Source organism: Nonlabens xiamenensis (assembly GCF_003865345.1).
Taxonomy (GTDB): Bacteria; Bacteroidota; Bacteroidia; order Flavobacteriales; family Flavobacteriaceae; genus Nonlabens; species Nonlabens xiamenensis.
In genome coordinates, this window is sequence record NZ_RMVE01000003.1 from 268,060 (window position 1) to 284,373 (window position 16,314).

At 43.1% G+C, this 16,314-nt stretch carries 12 protein-coding genes; 7 read left to right on the forward strand and 5 right to left on the reverse strand.

Annotated features, from left to right (window positions below):
• Positions 1-74: 74 nt before the first annotated feature.
• Together EGM47_RS09630 and EGM47_RS09635 are read left to right on the forward strand one after the other, a co-directional pair.
• Positions 75-1,613 (forward strand): YifB family Mg chelatase-like AAA ATPase, encoded by a 1,539-nt coding sequence (locus EGM47_RS09630; protein WP_124980599.1) that lies wholly within the window; start codon positions 75-77, stop codon positions 1,611-1,613.
• A 487-nt stretch (positions 1,614-2,100) separates the two neighbouring features.
• Positions 2,101-2,460 carry an Hpt domain-containing protein gene (locus tag EGM47_RS09635; RefSeq protein WP_124980600.1) on the forward strand — a complete coding sequence of 120 codons (360 nt, stop codon included), beginning with the start codon at positions 2,101-2,103 and terminating at the stop codon, positions 2,458-2,460.
• Here EGM47_RS09635 and EGM47_RS09640 read toward each other — a convergent pair.
• Both EGM47_RS09640 and EGM47_RS09645 read right to left on the reverse strand, forming a co-directional pair.
• Complete coding sequence (locus tag EGM47_RS09640; protein ID WP_124980601.1) at positions 2,457-2,885, reverse strand: DUF4268 domain-containing protein; 429 nt, start codon at positions 2,883-2,885, stop codon at positions 2,457-2,459. The two genes, EGM47_RS09635 and EGM47_RS09640, sit on opposite strands and share 4 nt — an antisense overlap.
• A gap of 171 nt (positions 2,886-3,056) precedes the next feature.
• On the reverse strand, positions 3,057-5,528 hold the full coding sequence (locus tag EGM47_RS09645; RefSeq protein WP_124980602.1) for an alpha/beta hydrolase family protein: 2,472 nt from the start codon (positions 5,526-5,528) through the stop codon (positions 3,057-3,059).
• A 149-nt stretch (positions 5,529-5,677) separates the two neighbouring features.
• On the opposite strand from EGM47_RS09645, the gene mnmE reads away from it, so the two are divergent.
• Positions 5,678-7,132, forward strand: coding sequence for a tRNA uridine-5-carboxymethylaminomethyl(34) synthesis GTPase MnmE (gene mnmE / locus EGM47_RS09650; RefSeq protein WP_124980603.1), 1,455 nt, complete (start codon positions 5,678-5,680; stop codon positions 7,130-7,132).
• Between the two features lie 37 nt (positions 7,133-7,169).
• On the opposite strand, the gene EGM47_RS09655 is transcribed toward mnmE, so the two are convergent.
• The 3 genes from EGM47_RS09655 to EGM47_RS09665 all read right to left on the reverse strand — a co-directional run bounded on the left by EGM47_RS09655 (position 7,170) and on the right by EGM47_RS09665 (position 9,576).
• Complete coding sequence (locus EGM47_RS09655) at positions 7,170-7,847, reverse strand: HupE/UreJ family protein (protein WP_124980604.1); 678 nt, start codon at positions 7,845-7,847, stop codon at positions 7,170-7,172.
• The gene (locus tag EGM47_RS09660; protein ID WP_124980605.1) at positions 7,840-8,916 is read right to left on the reverse strand and encodes a DUF4198 domain-containing protein; all 1,077 of its coding nucleotides are present in this window, start codon (positions 8,914-8,916) and stop codon (positions 7,840-7,842) included. Before EGM47_RS09660 ends, EGM47_RS09655 begins: the two co-directional genes overlap by 8 nt.
• 165 nt (positions 8,917-9,081) lie before the next feature.
• Positions 9,082-9,576: a DUF2306 domain-containing protein gene (locus tag EGM47_RS09665; protein ID WP_124980606.1), complete on the reverse strand. Its 495-nt coding sequence runs from the start codon at positions 9,574-9,576 to the stop codon at positions 9,082-9,084.
• Between the two features lie 513 nt (positions 9,577-10,089).
• Between EGM47_RS09665 and EGM47_RS09670 the strand changes: the two genes are divergently transcribed.
• From EGM47_RS09670 to EGM47_RS09685, 4 genes are all read left to right on the forward strand, one after another.
• A complete protein-coding gene (locus EGM47_RS09670; RefSeq protein ID WP_124980607.1) occupies positions 10,090-11,139 on the forward strand; it encodes a hypothetical protein in 1,050 nt (349 codons plus the stop codon).
• A 136-nt stretch (positions 11,140-11,275) separates the two neighbouring features.
• On the forward strand, positions 11,276-12,172 hold the full coding sequence (locus tag EGM47_RS09675; RefSeq protein ID WP_124980608.1) for a hypothetical protein: 897 nt from the start codon (positions 11,276-11,278) through the stop codon (positions 12,170-12,172).
• Between the two features lie 15 nt (positions 12,173-12,187).
• Positions 12,188-13,279, forward strand: a complete 1,092-nt coding sequence (locus EGM47_RS09680) for a DUF3810 domain-containing protein (protein ID WP_124980609.1) — start codon at positions 12,188-12,190, stop codon at positions 13,277-13,279.
• A 75-nt stretch (positions 13,280-13,354) separates the two neighbouring features.
• The gene (locus EGM47_RS09685) at positions 13,355-16,309 is read left to right on the forward strand and encodes an amidohydrolase family protein (RefSeq protein ID WP_124980610.1); all 2,955 of its coding nucleotides are present in this window, start codon (positions 13,355-13,357) and stop codon (positions 16,307-16,309) included.
• The last annotated feature ends 5 nt before the right edge of the window (positions 16,310-16,314 follow it).

Below are 16,314 nucleotides of genomic sequence, written 5' to 3' on the forward strand. Positions count from 1 at the left end.
AAACCCTCAAAAGCGGTGGTATAAAAAGTATTCAAATTTTAGCGTAACTTTAGAGTCGCTAAAACCAATACATCATGCTTACAAAAGTCTATGGCAGCGCCGTCTTTGGCGTGGAAGCCACTACAATTACCGTAGAAGTCAATGCCGATACTGGAATAGGATACCACCTGGTGGGACTACCCGATAAAGCCATCAGTGAGAGTTCCTTCCGCATCACGGCGGCTTTGAAAAATGTGGGCTATAAAATGCCTGGCAAAAAACTCATCCTTAACCTATCCCCTGCCGATTTACGTAAAGAAGGAAGTGCTTATGACCTCCCCCTAGCTCTTGGGATTCTCAATGCCTCCCACCAGATCAATACAGATAGGTTTGGCGAATTCGTTATTATGGGCGAGCTTTCCCTGGATGGAAATCTGCAACCCATCAAAGGTGCCCTACCTATAGCTATCAAAGCCAGGGAAGAAGGTTTTAAAGGCTTTATCTTACCTGCACCAAATGCTCGAGAAGCTGCCATTGTCGATGGACTGGACGTATATGGTGCTGAAAATATTCTAGAGGTAATTGAATTTTTTACCGGCGAGCGACAATTGGAACCCACGCTAGTAGATACCCGAGAAGAATTTTTTCACGCCCTGGAACATCCTGAATTTGATTTTGCCGATGTAAAAGGACAGGAATCCATTAAGCGTTGTATGGAAATTGCGGCAGCCGGTGGCCACAATATCATACTGATAGGACCACCTGGAGCTGGAAAAACCATGCTGGCTAAACGGCTGCCTTCCATCCTACCCCCGATGACCTTGCACGAAGCCCTCGAGACTACCAAAATTCATAGCGTTGCCGGACGCACGCTGGAAAAGTCAGGACTCATGGCCCAACGCCCGTTTAGGAGTCCGCATCACACCATATCTGATGTCGCCTTGGTCGGCGGTGGGGCCTATCCGCAACCTGGTGAGATCTCCCTGAGTCATAATGGGGTGCTGTTTTTGGACGAATTACCCGAATTTAAACGCAGTGTGTTGGAGGTGATGCGGCAGCCGCTAGAAGATCGCGAAGTGACCATTTCCCGGGCCAAGTTCACCGTCACCTACCCTTCTAGCTTTATGCTGGTCGCCAGTATGAATCCTAGCCCAGGAGGTTATTTCAATGATCCGGAGGCACCAGTGCAAAGCAGCCCAGCAGAGATGCAACGCTATTTGGGCAAAATCTCTGGTCCATTACTGGATAGGATCGATATCCATATCGAAGTCACCCCAGTACCTTTCGAAAAATTAACCGAAGAACGACCGGCAGAGCGATCCACAGCTATCCGCCAACGGGTCACTGCGGCTAGGGATCTTCAAACTTCACGCTTTCGCGAAAGCGACAACACCCACTACAACGCACAGATGAGCGTCAAGGAAATACGAAAACATTGTGCCCTTGATCAGGTGAGCAAAGACTTGCTGAAGAACGCGATGGAACGATTGAATCTGAGCGCACGCGCCTATGATCGAATTCTAAAGGTAGCCCGCACCATTGCCGATCTGGAAGGACAAACAGATATTCATTCCCATCACGTGACAGAAGCGATTCAATACCGCAGTTTGGATCGGGATGGATGGTTGGGGTAGGTCTTTATCAGTCATTATTCTCGTACTTTATCAATGTTGGAATATGGTTAGTGTAATCAAATACGGTTGATTGGTTCTACCAGAAATATTAGTTTTTTCGAGCATATGGATCATGAATCCAGAAATACCCGATATAGGCTATTTTTAATAATACACCGTCTACCACATTTAGGCGAAACAATCAACAACCAACCTCCAAAGAAAAAAACTTATTCTTAGGATTAGAAATTTTATACCCGAGCGCAAATAAAAAACAGTAATGACAAGGGTGCAAGCTTCCTCTATTTTATAGACCTATATTTGTTCTTTCTACATTCATTTTTTGCCTGGAAGTAACCCGCCTATTTTTTTCGTGGTGATGAGGCTATAACCTGAAAAGATGAATGCAGAATAAAGATAAAATTCATCTTTTTTCGATGAACGTAGGATTCTGACTAAAGTTTTTGCTATTTTTAATTTTTGATCACCAATAGCTTTTGAGTATCGTATGGAAAAAACTACTAATTCAATCCTACCTTTAACGGATTTGCGCAACTCATTTGACAATGACACTGATATTATCGTGTCTATTCTGGACATGTTTTTGGAAGAGGTTCCTCAAGATTATATGCAGCTCCAACAATACATAGGCAGCGGGAATTACGAGGCAGCTGGCCTACAAGCGCACAAAGTAAAATCCAGTTATCGCACTTTGGGAATTCAACATATGGCAAGTATTCTGGAAAAAATTGAACATCAGGCCAAAAACAACGAAAACACACAGGAAATCCCCGAACTCTTGGCTGTCTTTGATGCTAAATACCAAGATGTTCAGGCGCAGGTGATCAAGACCAAAGATCAAATTTAAGCGTCGATCAAATCTTTATAGGTTTTAAAAAATTCTTCTAGCCGATCCATATAGGTATGGAAGAACTCGTAAACCATTGGCCAATCCGTCTGTTTTTGAATTTTTACCCCATCCAGACTGATATATATCCGCGCAATTTCATTGCCTGAAACGGTGGTGTAATGAGGATCAAAAATAAGATATTGAGAAACTTCCTCCTTCATCAACGACTTAAGGGACTCCAATTTCTCAAAATAATAGGCACGATAGAAAGCATCGTCATGCGTCAGGTCCAATGCCACTATGGCTCGTTTATCCTCAAAGTCAAACTTGAGCACCACGTCCTTCATCTTGGTGTCATATAACATCCATTTGCGCTGATAACGCTTCCCAAACATTGTCCAAAACAATTGGCGACGCTCCTTGGCCTCTTCCTTTGAAAACATATACTTATTTATCTATCAAAACTACAAAGAAAAGCAACAAACCGGTGGCCGATTTGACTACCGTTAATGATCGCACACCAGACATTTGATCAAATAAAGGTGCTTGATCGAGCTCTACAAGCATCTTTTTATAAATGTGAAATTTCTAGGCCTTTTACAACTACGCAGACCCTACTCCTCGCCTTTCATTTTTCCGTCGGCAGCATGATCCATAGCTGGTTCGGTTTTGTTTTTTACATATTTCTCCAGCCATTGGTCTTGTTCCCATAACACGTGTAATATTGACTCCTTGGCGCGGTAGCCGTGACTTTCTTTAGGTAACATCACCAATCTGGCCGTGGCACCAAGACCTTTCAAAGCATTGAAATAACGCTCGCTTTGTAAAGGGTAAGTACCAGAATTATTATCGGCTTGACCATGAATCAATAGAATAGGCTCGTTAACTTTTTCGGCATTCATAAACGGAGACATCGTGTTGTAGATCTCAGGAGCCTCCCAGTAATTACGCTCTTCGCTTTGGAACCCAAATGGTGTCAAAGTACGGTTGTAAGCCCCAGACCTGGCGATTCCTGCCGCAAATAAATCAGAGTGCGCCAGCAGATTGGCGGTCATAAAGGCGCCGTAACTATGGCCTCCGACACCCACTCTATTTCTGTCGATATAGCCCATGGCGTCCACCGCATCGATCGCTGCTTTGCCGTTGGCCACCAATTGGGGTATAAAGGTGTCGTTAGGCTCCTCCTCACCTTCACCTACAATAGGAAAGGCGGCATCATCCAACACAGCATAGCCTTTCATTACCCAATACACAAAGCTTCCGTAATAGGGATATATAAATTCGTTAGGGTTTTGCGTATTCTGCCCGGCACTGGCTTTGTCCTTATACTCTCTAGGATAGGCCCAAAGCAACATCGGCAATTTTTCTTTTTTATTTCGGTCGTAATTGGGAGGTAAATACAAGGTAGCACTAAGGTCTAAACCATCATCACGTTGATAGGTGATAACCTCCTTATGCACCTTTTGCAAACCCTCAAATGGATTTTCAAAAAAAGTAATCTGTTCGAGATTGTTAGAGTTCAGGTCCCTTAAATAATAGTTGGGGTATGTTGTGGGCGATTCTATACGAACCAACAATTGTCTTTTGTCCATATCAATAGCTTCCAGCAGACTCTCTTTTTTATCAGTATACAAACTGGTATATAGGCGTTTGGATTTTTGTTTTTTCAGATTGTATTGATCCACAAAAGGAAACTGACCCTCTTCTGTAAATCCATCGCCTATCAAATAGGCATTGGAACCATCCAGTTTCAACACGGACCTTTTCCATTTATTTTTGGTCGTGACAAAACTTCCTGGATCGGAATAGGCATCTTGATAATTGCGGTCAAAAAGTACTTTGTGAGTTGATTTGTTATCGCTGGGGTCAAATACATAGGTACGTTGGTTCCTGGTATTCCACCAGTAATCATAAGCAATAGCCGTATGCTCATCCCCATAGAGCACACCGCTGAATCTGTCTTTGGTACGTAAGATTTCTTCTCCATTACCAGGCTTAAAAGGTGCCTTCCAGGTATACAAGGCATCTCTATGCGCAACTTCTCTCTCTGGGTCACCACCGTCCAAAGCCATCACATAATGCAATTCATGCGGTCGATCCGCGCGCCAACCCATGGACCGTTTACCTTCACGGGTGGCCATAAATCCTTTAGGCATCTCCTCAATTAATGGGACATCGTTGACCAGGGCCACCAGATCACCACCAGCGGTATAAACATGGGTTTTTTCTGGGAATCTGCCGTATGTCACCAAATAAGAAAATGGTTTTTGTAATTGTCTCACGAGTACATGTGTGCCATCTGGTGAAAAGGAAACACCTGTGTACATCGCACCGGGCAAGAAATCGCTTTGTGTTCCGTCTAGATTCACCTTGACCAAGCGGCTTAAAGCCAATTGTTCAAAATTATGCTCGTCTGACGGGTTTTTCAATAAATCCTGATAGGTTCTATTCTGAGCTTTGGAACCATCACTGGTAGAGATGGTTGGCCCGGTAGGAACCTCAACGCTGGTATCAATCAAGGGTTGACGATCATTGGTAAGCATCTTCACCAGCAGGGATTTCCCATCTTTGAACCAGTCGATAGGACTTCCCATATTAGCATTGACACTGGCCGTGGTGAGTCGTTTGGCGGTCGCCTTTTCTACATCGAGCACCCATACTTCTGTACCGTTTGAAGTAGTATGCGTCATGGCTACCATGGTTTGATCAGGTGACCAGCTGATATTGGAAAGTTGAGGTTGTCCAGGTAGTCCAGTTACGGGTTTTGGTGTTTTGCTGCCTACCGCCTGAACTGCTACCTTATCGTAAAAAGTGGTACGACTTCCAATATTGGTTTTGGGATTGATACGCAATCCGCCCAGTCGCATTTCCTCTTCAGAGAGTTGCGAGATTGACTTATAGGTGTCTCGGTACATCAACACCATGTATTGGGCATCATCATCAATCAATGTCCATGGTGGCCGGTCATAATCGACCAGTTTCATTATTTCTTCAGAGGGTTTTTGGTAGGTCAATTTTTCCTGTGGGTACGCTTTCGCGAAAGCGAACAAAGTCATACCGAGTAAATAAAAAGACAGGTTTTTCATGATTCACGATTTTCTTTAAAGATAATCCGTATTTGACAAAAATACCAGCCGAAAGCACCCACATTGATGAATTCCATGCAAATTATCTACCTCCCCTTATTCTGACCTCTGGACTTTTATAGGCCAGACAATCCGATTACCTTTGCATTATGTATAAGAATGATACCATCGTTGCTTTGGCAACACCGGCAGGAACTGGAGCCATCGCAGTGGTCCGCCTTTCTGGTCCGGCTTCCCACGAAATTGCCTCTCGCCTCTTTCTTCCCGCGAGCATTTCCCGTAAGGAAGTCAATATTGAGCAGGAATTGGTACACGGCCAGCATTATCATAAGTTGGCCGCCAATACGGTGACACTAGGTCATATTTACCAAGGAGACCGCATCGTGGACGAAGTATTGCTCACTAAATTTGAGGCACCCAGATCTTATACAGGCGAACATGTGGTAGAAATTTCCTGTCATGGATCAATTTATATTCAGCAGGAATTGATCGCCCTGTGCCTACAACAAGGCGCACGTATGGCCGAGGCTGGCGAATTCACCCTTCAGGCATTTCTCAATGCTAAAATGGACCTGTCTCAAGCTGAGGCGGTGGCCGATTTAATCTCTAGCGAAAGTGAGACGGCGCATCAAATTGCGATCCAGCAAATGCGTGGTGGGTTTTCTGGCGAATTAAAAGAGCTGCGCTCGCAATTACTCAACTTTGCTAGTTTAATCGAGTTGGAACTGGATTTCAGTGAGGAAGATGTGGCTTTTGCCAATCGTGACGACTTGCGTCAACTGCTGACGGAAAGTCAGCAAACCCTGCGTAAATTGATTGATTCCTTTGCGCTGGGAAATGTTTTAAAATCAGGGATACCAGTCGCCATTGTGGGTGAACCTAATGTAGGGAAGTCCACGCTGCTGAATGCTTTACTTAATGAGGAAAAAGCAATTGTCAGTGACATAGCAGGTACTACCAGAGACAGTATTGAAGACGAAATCAACATTGAGGGCGTCCGTTTTAGGTTGATCGATACCGCCGGATTACGTGAAACTACGGATACCATTGAGGGAATGGGGATTCAGCGATCCTATGCCAAGGCTGAACAATCAAAGCTCGTGTTGTATCTACTGGATGCCACCCAACTCAATACGCCTCCAAGAATTATTCACTGTCTGATGCGCATCCAGATCATGCGTGAAAAATTTCCGGACAAACCTTTGGTGGTAGTTTTAAATAAAATTGATCAAATCTCAGGTCTTGAGCACGCCGAAATTACCAAACAAATCCATAAGAAGTCCCCAGAGACCATACTGATCTCTCTGAGCGCCAAATCTAAGGCAGGTGTAGACGAACTTAAATCGGCATTGGTCCAGAGTTTCAATAGCGGTGCTTTATCACAAGATGATTCTATTGTAAGCAACGCGCGTCACTATGATGCCCTCCAAAAAGCCTATGCAAGCCTGTTGGAAGTACAGGAAGGTATTGAAAACGATATCTCCAGCGAATTTCTCGCCATTGATATCAAAGCTACCGCAGAAGCCCTGGGAGTCATTACCGGAGAAATCACCAACGATGAATTGTTGGGGAACATTTTTAGTCAGTTTTGTATCGGAAAGTAGAAGTAGTGAAAATGATCTGCCATACTTGTAAAGTGGTTTATGATGTCAGAAAATATTGATATATCTGATAAAGAAATAATCCCAAACCAGCGATAACCAGGTACCAGTTGACGGCTTTATAAAAAGCTTGGTATTGGGTCCGCTTTCGCGAAAGCGAGATCATAAAAACTATCGGAATCAACGCCAGCACCTGGCCTATTTCCACTCCTAGATTAAAGCACAAGATTTTTGACAGAAATTCATCACTACCAGTTTCAAAGGATTGTAGCCGTGTGGATAATCCAAAGCCGTGAATCAAGCCAAAAAAGCCAACCATTAAAAGAAGATTTGGCGTTTTAATACCTATACGTTGAAAGCTATCTAAATTTTCCAGCCCTTTGTACAACACACTTAGTGCAATGACAGCGTCCACCAGATATTCGTTGGCACTAATGCCCAAATAAGTAGCGCCAATTAAGGTCACACAATGCCCTAGGGTAAAAACACTGATGAACTTAAGGATATCCTTAAAGCTTCTTAAATAAAAAACTACACCGGTCAGAAATAACAAATGGTCGTAACCGGTGAGCATATGTGTCGCTCCTACCCTAATGTATGCCATCAGACCTCCTTGCGACAATAGTGCCTGATCTGCGCTGGTCACATCATGGGCAAATGACAAGAAGGGTAATAAGATCAAGACCGCAGCAAGCGTCATTTGCCTGGATTTAGGCATTGGTAGATTTTTTACTGAATAGCATAAATAGAAGGAGGATCGCCACTATACTTCCCACGACAAACCACCAGGTGGGAATACCTTCATCCTCATGGTTATGGTCATGATCATGTGTGGTATCGTCATGGCGATGGGTAGTTTCAAAAGTCAGCGTGGCCCATTTAGATCGATGGGTCAGGCTATCCACATCCTTTGCCTCTGTCATATAAATCGTGCGGAGGTAATAAATACCATCATGAGGTAAATGAAGACTGAGCATTCCCTCTGCATCTGTACGTAGCTGCTGACCTTCAGTATGGGTGTGGTTGGAGTTTTCATCTTCCATGTTCTCATGTGAATGGCCATGTTGTCCAGCGTCCCCAACATGATCATGGTGATGATCTCCTAGCTCATTGTTGTGGGTGTGATCATGATTCTCCCCCGATTTCTCCTGATGCTGATGTCCAGACGGTACGTAATCTGCATAGACTAATTGGTCAGGCAAGGCTTGTCCCTCATGCAACAGCTGAATCCTTATATGGTCTCCTGTATAGGCATCATATGGATTGGATTGTGGTACAAATTCAATGGGATAGCCCAACTTAGTTTTCCAATCGTCGGTGCGCTTCTCTCCTACCTGATAAATAGCCTTGACGTGTTTTTGATAACTTTCTACCGCGTCTTGTTTCATTTTACCTGCCTGCTTTCGGGCAGCCAACATATCCAATACACCATCGTGGGTAAGGTAGTCATTAAATTTATCGGCGCTGAGCTTAATATTACGGGCTTTAGTGGATACCCCAGCCACATAAGTTCCTGATTCACCTGTATTAAAGTTGACTTGGGTAATCGTACTGTCCAAATCTTGCCAGGCGGAAGAAATGATAGCTTTACGCTCTCCATGAGATACTATGGAGGCATCAAGCATACGATCTCTGGTGATCGTGTTTTCACTTTTCTCAAAAGTACCGTTGTATAATTGAAGGCTAACCGCTGATTGCTCTGGAACAAAATAAGTTTCCATTTTTAAATAGAGATCATGGCTGCATAAAAGTAGAACCAATAAAAGTAGAATGCAGGGTCGACGCATAAATGATATTTTAGGTTCAAAGATACGTTACAACAGAGTTCTTGGTTTTATATGCCCTTAAATTATTGGAATTTCATATGCCCATATCGGCACCTCCCTGTGACCTATCAGGAACTGCTCATTCTGATAAAAAAACTTTATATTTCCAAAACAGCAATCAGCTGCCTAGCATCCGAATTGTTGGTCCCAGTCTTTTTTCTTTTTAGAAAAATATCTACTGCCCATATAGCCGGTAAAACCGCTGGAAACACCTATCAAAGCATAAAAAACAATGTAATTCTCAGAGATTCCCAGTATATGGGGAAGTCTTGTAAAAATCTCTGCAGCAAATGCACAGTACAATCCAATCACCGACCAATACATCCATGAAAGATGCAGAGTTAGTGGTTGCCTAAACCACTTTTTAAAATACAGGGGAAACATCCCAAGCAACAAAGTAGCGCTGCTTATAGCGGCAAAAAAATGAAGAATACCTAATCCCTGATGCACGCGGTAAATCATAAAGGCGGTAATGCAAACTACAAGCATGCAGATTCCATACAATCGACCTATGCGTCGGTGGACCAAATCTCCTTTGGTTCGCGTTAGTATGATCGTTCCAAAAATCAAAGCGAATACAGCTGCCAAGGTATGCAGCCAACCGGTGAAATCATGAGGCATAATTCTAATTTTGGAAGAAAAGTAGCTGAAGATCCGATATTCAGTAAAATAAAATGACCGAACTGTAATTCTCGGTGTCTGAATTGTCATCCGCAAACAGACCGACAAATTCCTGAACACCATAGGGAGATAGTATGCAATCGCTGGAAGAAATAGAAATCGATACCAATACATGCCCAAGAAAATGGTATAAGCCCGGAACAACGGTCCAATTATTTTTCACATCGCAGTGAAGACATGAAATAAGCTGAAAATTCAGAAACGATTACCTAGACGAATTGAACAAGTAGTCTCCAATGGATGAGTAAATTCAACCCATCTATTCTCAGAGAGTTGTTTTGACCGAACAAATTGAGCATCTTATCTAAATCACTGATTACAAAGGTTATTAGACAAACAACAATGCACATTTGTCTCATAAAATCTTTAATTTTCGACCGTAGAATCTGAGACAGAAAATCTTCATCTGAAGATGAGGAAGTACGCGTCAGACTTAAAGTTAAATACGGCCTTATGAAACAAATTACATGCACATTCCTGATAATGATCAGCCTTCACCTGTATGCACAAGTAGGTATAAATACAGATGATCCCAGGGATGGCGCTGTTTTGGACATTGTCGGAGATGGTACTCAGGGGATCGTACTTCCCGAAGTAGCATTGACCTCGCTTACCAGCTTAAGTCCCGTTTTAGGCACTGGAATATCTGGTATGTTGGTTTATAATACCAATGCAGCTTTGCCAGGAGGAACTGGGGTATACTTGTGGAATGGAACCGCCTGGAGCAATGTACAAAGTAGTGGAGGTACGGCAGCCTGGGAGCTCACTGGGAACACTGGAACTTTGCCCACCCATTATATTGGAACAGCAGATGCTACAGATCTGGTATTACGCACCAATGGGGTTGAACGTGTGAGAATTGAGGATACAGGAAGTATAGATATCAATTATTCCGGCACGGAAAACGTTCTGGAAGTTAACGGTACCAGCACCGCAGCAGGTCCAGCACTTACCATAGGCCAATTTTCCTATACGGGCACCTTTGTGGACGACCATATAGGTGTTGCTGGAACTTCAAATCCAGCTGCGGGTTGGGGAGTTGGAGTGTATGGAGATGGAGGCTTTTATGGTGTGTACTCTGATGGTGACTTGGGCGCTACGGGTACCAAAACTTTTATTATCGATCATCCTGCGGATCCAGAAAACCTTTATTTAAGGCATTTTAGTATGGAAAGTAATGAGGTCCTGAATCATTATCGTGGTGTAGTGACACTGGATGCTTCTGGAAACGCGGTTATTTCCATGCCTGAATACTATGAATTGATCAACAAATCTCCTAGTTATCAACTCACTCCTGTAGGAGCAGCTATGCCAAATCTGCATGTTTCAGAAGAAATCCAACATGGCAGTTTCCGTATTTCAGGAGGTGTTCCTTTTAAAAAGGTTTCTTGGAATGTCACAGCCGTGCGCAATGATCCTTATCTGCAGAAAAATCCAGAGAAAAGAGCTGTAGAATTAGACAAAAAGCAGCACAAAATTCCAACATTTAAATCCCACAACTGACGCTCAACATGATGGGCTGATCAAATAGATGATGCTACTGTAAATCTGTTAGAAATAAATCGTAGAGAAGTTCTGCGGGAAAAATCTTATCTTTTCCTTAGCACAATTCAGCTGTCTTTGGTAGCATCTTTACCCCATGGCGACTAGTTTAAAAAAAACAAAGATCATCACTATCGTGTTGATCGTCATGAGTTCGATCGGACTTTATCTGGCTTTTGCCCTTAAAGCACAAGCCCCTGCTAAAGTTTCCAATGAACATTTTGAAGTTGTAAAACGCTGGAATCTTCCCGCTAAGCTCAACGAGATAAGCGGCATCGCTTGGTTAAGTAATGATCAAATCGCTTGCGTAGAAGATGAAGACGGGATCATATTTATTTATGATCTACAACAAAACAAAATAATTCAATCCGTTGATTTTGCTGGTAAGGGTGATTTTGAGGGTCTCGCATTAAATCAAGGCGATGCCTATGCCATACGTAGCGACGGACTTCTTTTTGAAATACCTCGCTTTCGCGAAAGCGATCCAAAAAGCATTCCGCATAAAACCGTTTTTTCTTCCTATAATAATATCGAAAGTCTTTTTTATGATGCTGCCAACCATAGGCTATTGACCATGCCCAAAGACAAAGATCTTTCCCAAACAGAAAAAAAAGGGATTTATGTGGTTGAATTGCCTAGTTTTCATATGGACAATACGCCAAAGATTAGCGTTGATTTCAACCATCCAGATTTAACCGCGGAGCAAATTCGACTGCTTAAGAGTAATTTTAATCCGTCTGATATTGCGATTCATCCGAAAACTAAAGAAATTCTCATCCTGCAGGGAAAAACACCTTTCCTCTATTTCCTGGAATCTGACGGCCGATTTAAAAAAGGATTACCGCTTCCAATCGCTGGTTTTCCGCAGCCTGAAGGTATATGTTTCAGTCCAGAGGGAAGACTTTTTATTTCTAATGAATCCACCACTTCAGGTCCTAATATTATAGAAATCCGACTTAAAAATCCTGAAACAATGGATGAGTTGTCAGAATGATAGTATTTTAGTGTCATGAATAAATCAGCCTACCTGATTTTTGCATCAGGACTGTTATTGTTACAGCTCTTCTTCTATTATAGTCTGCGCTGGATACCTGAAATTGTAGAGGAATATTATAGCACAGGCATTTATCCTTACATCTCCAAAGCCATGCGTTTTGGTTTAGGTTGGATACCTTTCTCCTTTGGCGATTTGGTCTACTCAATTGGAATCATCATGATCATCAGATGGTTAATTTTATACGTCAGGAGCTGGATACCGCTTCCCGCTGGTCGCGAAAGAAAACCACCATATTCAGCAATGCATCGGCATACCCAATTGGTGGTAGGACTGAATGTCATTCTCGGACTCTTCCACATGATGTGGGGATTTAATTATTACAGATTACCACTCCATCAGGTGCTGGAAATAGAAGCAGAATACACCACAGAAGAATTGCAACTCGTAATAGACCAGTTGATCATTACCAGCAACCAACTTCATACCCAACTACAGCCTATTGATAGTTTAGCAGTTGCGTTTGAGGAGAACCAGGCCACGCTCTTTAATCAAGCACCAGAGGCTTTTGACCGCATTGACCATGTATATCCAGCCCTAGATTATGGCATAGCCAGCATCAAGAAGTCCATGTTGACCATGCCACTTTCACACATGGGATATTCGGGTTATTTGAACCCCATTACCGGTGAGGCTCAAACCAACGCCTGGATCAATAACTATAAGACACCAGTTTTAATTCTTCACGAAATGTCCCATCAATTGGGATTTGCCAAAGAAAACGAGGCCAATTTCATCGCTATCATTGCAGGAATGAATCACAGCGACCCCTATTTTCAATACAGTGCTAGTATTTTTGCCCTGCGGTATTGTCTTTCGGATTTAAGTAGACGGGATCCTGAGGTTTACCAACAACTCAAAGGGAAGATACGCCCAGGCATCTTTGCCAATTACCAAGAACTCAGGGATTTTTGGATCCAGTATGAAGGCATCATCGAGGAAGTCTCTCAAGTTACCTATAATACCTACCTCAAAGCCAATAACCAACCCGATGGCATGCAAACCTATAGCTATGTAGTGGCCTTGCTGGTGAATTATTTTAAATAGCCAGTCAATGAATTATCTAATGTGAATATTCATTTTAGATTTGGTTATATTTAGGCCTCGTAAATAAAAGCTTAAATGAACAAATTTCTATTACTCCTGCTGCTGGTCTGCGGATCACTCTACGCACAGGATTATTTCCCCAATAACGACGACATCAGCGCAGTAAGCGATGTGACTCGCGTCATCACCAATGCCCATGTAACCACAAAACCTGGTGTACAGATTAAGAACGCCACTATCGTCATCAAGGATGGTAAAATCCAGGCGATTGGGAAAAATATTGATATTCCCAGTGATGCTGTAATAGAGGACGCTCAAGGTAATTATATCTATGCTTCCTTTATTGAGCCGTACGCCGATTTTGGGATGCGTGAACCCAAGAAAGCCCCTAGTAGTCGAACCTCCCAATATGATGAGGGAAGAAAAGGCTTTTACTGGAACGATCATATTCGCCCTGAGCAACGTGCCATGGACTTTTACGAATTTGACAAAAAAGCGGCCGAAAAATTCAATAAAGCAGGTTACGGTACTGTACAAACCCATCTACATGATGGTATTGCCAGAGGAAATGGCATGTTGGTGACCATGAACCTGGAAGGAAGTGATGCTGACCGAATACTTCAACAAGTGAGCGGTAACTTTTATTCGCTGAGCAAAAGCCGTCAGTCTAATCAGGCCTACCCTACCTCATTAATGGGAGCATTGGCATTGCTGCGACAAACCCACTTTGATGCCGACTGGTACGCTGGCGGGCACGCAAAAACTAAAGATTTGTCCCTTGAAGCACTGAATGATAATAAAGATTTGGTGCAAATCATTGAGGCAGGCGACAAGAAAAACCTGCTGCGCGTTGATAAACTTGGCGATCGTATCGGTAAGCAATTTATTATCGTGGGTGGCGCAGACGCCTATGAAATGATCGATGATGTACAAGCCACCAATGCGGCATTAATCGTCCCGGTAAATTTCCCGAAAGCCTATGATGTAGAAAATCCCAACCTGGAGTGGTTTGTAGATCTTTCGGATATGCGGGACTGGAAACAAGCCCCCGGTAATCTGATGAGCCTCTCTAATAAAGGAATCACCTATGCCATTACCACCAATGGCCTCAAGTCTCCTGACGAGCTCATGGAGCAGTTGAGAAGAGCTATGCAATATGGTTTGAAAGAAGAACAAGCCTTGGCGGCACTTACCACCACTCCTGCCCGATTGCTTAAAATTGATAATCAGTTGGGGACATTGGAAAAAGGCAAATGGGCCAACTTTATCATGACCTCAGGCCAGCTTTTTGAAAAGGAAACTGACCTATTAGAAAATTGGGTTCAAGGAGCCAAGCATGTCATCAAAGACAGAAATAAGAGAGATATTGATGGATCATATACCATGACCCTTGATGGCAACGACTACGACCTCGATATCAAGGGCAATGGGAAAAAATTAACTGTCAAGGTGGACAGCACCAAATTGAAATCTAAAATCAGTTATGATGGTGATTGGATCAATATCGTTAGTGCAGATAGAGAGGAGAAGAACTCTTTTATTAGATTACTAGCCCAACTGGATAAGGATGAGCAAGGAATTTCAGGCACTGCCTACCTTTTCAACGGAAATGAGGTTGCCTTTAAAGCCAAACGTCAAGAAAACAAGGACAAGGGTGAGGACGACGAAGAGCAAGATGAAAGTGACGTCAGCATCAATATGGGCCGCATTACTTATCCCAACGTTGGTTTTGGGAGCGAGGAACTGCCGCAACAAGAAACTATTTTATACCGTAACGCTACTGTATGGACCAATGAGACCGAAGGTATATTAAAGAATACCGATGTTCTGGTGAAGAATGGGAAAATCAGCAATATTGGAAATGATCTCAAGGCTGGAAATGCTCGGGTAATTGATGCAACTGGAAAACACTTGACTAGCGGAATTGTAGATGAACATAGCCACATCGCTATAGATAATGGTGTAAATGAGGCAGGCCATAACTCTACTGCCGAGGTGACCATTGAAGATGTAGTAGATCATGAAGATATTAATCTTTACCGCAATCTGGCCGGAGGAGTTACCAGTGCACAACTTTTGCACGGAAGCGCCAACCCCATCGGCGGACGTAGCGCGATCATTAAATTGAAATGGGGATATAAAGATGATGAAATGATTTATGACGATACCCCAAAATTTATCAAATTTGCCCTGGGTGAAAATGTTAAACAATCCCGTTACCAAAATGGGGTTCGGTTCCCGCAGTCGCGTATGGGAGTAGAACAAGTATTTGAAGATTATTTCTCTAGAGCCAGGGCCTATGCCGATTCCAGAGAGGATGCAGACTTTAGATACGATGAGGAAATGGAAACACTGTTGGAGATTTTGGAAAGCGAGCGATTTGTGTCCTGTCATTCTTATGTACAGAGCGAAATCAATATGCTGATGAAGGTAGCTGAGCGCCACGGATTCCGTATCAATACTTTTACCCACATTCTCGAAGGTTACAAAGTCGCCGATAAAATGGCCGAGCACGGTGCTGGAGGCTCCACCTTCAGCGACTGGTGGGCTTATAAGTATGAAGTAAATGACGCCATACCTTACAACGGAGCAATCATGCATTCCCAAGGAGTGACCGTTGCTTTTAACTCTGATGATGCAGAAATGTCCAGACGCTTGAATCAAGAAGCAGCCAAAGCTGTTAAATATGGAGGTGTGAGTGAAGAAGAGGCCTGGAAGTTTGTAACACTGAATCCTGCCAAATTGTTACATATTGACGACCGCACCGGAAGTATCAAAGAAGGAAAGGATGCTGACCTGGTGTTGTGGAACGACCACCCACTTAGCGTCACCGCAAGACCAGAAATCACGATGGTCGATGGTATCGTATTTTTTGATATGGAACGCGATGCCCGCTTTCGCGAAAGCATAAAAAAAGAAAGGCAACAGTTGATTAACGAGATGCTGGTTGCTAAAAATAAGGGGCTAAAAACCCAAGAACCGAAGAAAAAGGAGAAAACGCTCTATGAATGCGAAACCATACACTGGTAATATAA

Coding starts and splice junctions, on each gene's coding strand:
- EGM47_RS09630 (WP_124980599.1), top strand. CDS start 75: ATGCTTACAAAAGTCTATGGCAGCGCCGTCTTTGGCGTGGAAGCCACT.
- EGM47_RS09635 (WP_124980600.1), top strand. CDS start 2,101: ATGGAAAAAACTACTAATTCAATCCTACCTTTAACGGATTTGCGCAAC.
- EGM47_RS09640 (WP_124980601.1), bottom strand. CDS start 2,885: ATGTTTTCAAAGGAAGAGGCCAAGGAGCGTCGCCAATTGTTTTGGACA.
- EGM47_RS09645 (WP_124980602.1), bottom strand. CDS start 5,528: ATGAAAAACCTGTCTTTTTATTTACTCGGTATGACTTTGTTCGCTTTC.
- mnmE (WP_124980603.1), top strand. CDS start 5,678: ATGTATAAGAATGATACCATCGTTGCTTTGGCAACACCGGCAGGAACT.
- EGM47_RS09655 (WP_124980604.1), bottom strand. CDS start 7,847: ATGCCTAAATCCAGGCAAATGACGCTTGCTGCGGTCTTGATCTTATTA.
- EGM47_RS09660 (WP_124980605.1), bottom strand. CDS start 8,916: ATGCGTCGACCCTGCATTCTACTTTTATTGGTTCTACTTTTATGCAGC.
- EGM47_RS09665 (WP_124980606.1), bottom strand. CDS start 9,576: ATGCCTCATGATTTCACCGGTTGGCTGCATACCTTGGCAGCTGTATTC.
- EGM47_RS09670 (WP_124980607.1), top strand. CDS start 10,090: ATGAAACAAATTACATGCACATTCCTGATAATGATCAGCCTTCACCTG.
- EGM47_RS09675 (WP_124980608.1), top strand. CDS start 11,276: ATGGCGACTAGTTTAAAAAAAACAAAGATCATCACTATCGTGTTGATC.
- EGM47_RS09680 (WP_124980609.1), top strand. CDS start 12,188: ATGAATAAATCAGCCTACCTGATTTTTGCATCAGGACTGTTATTGTTA.
- EGM47_RS09685 (WP_124980610.1), top strand. CDS start 13,355: ATGAACAAATTTCTATTACTCCTGCTGCTGGTCTGCGGATCACTCTAC.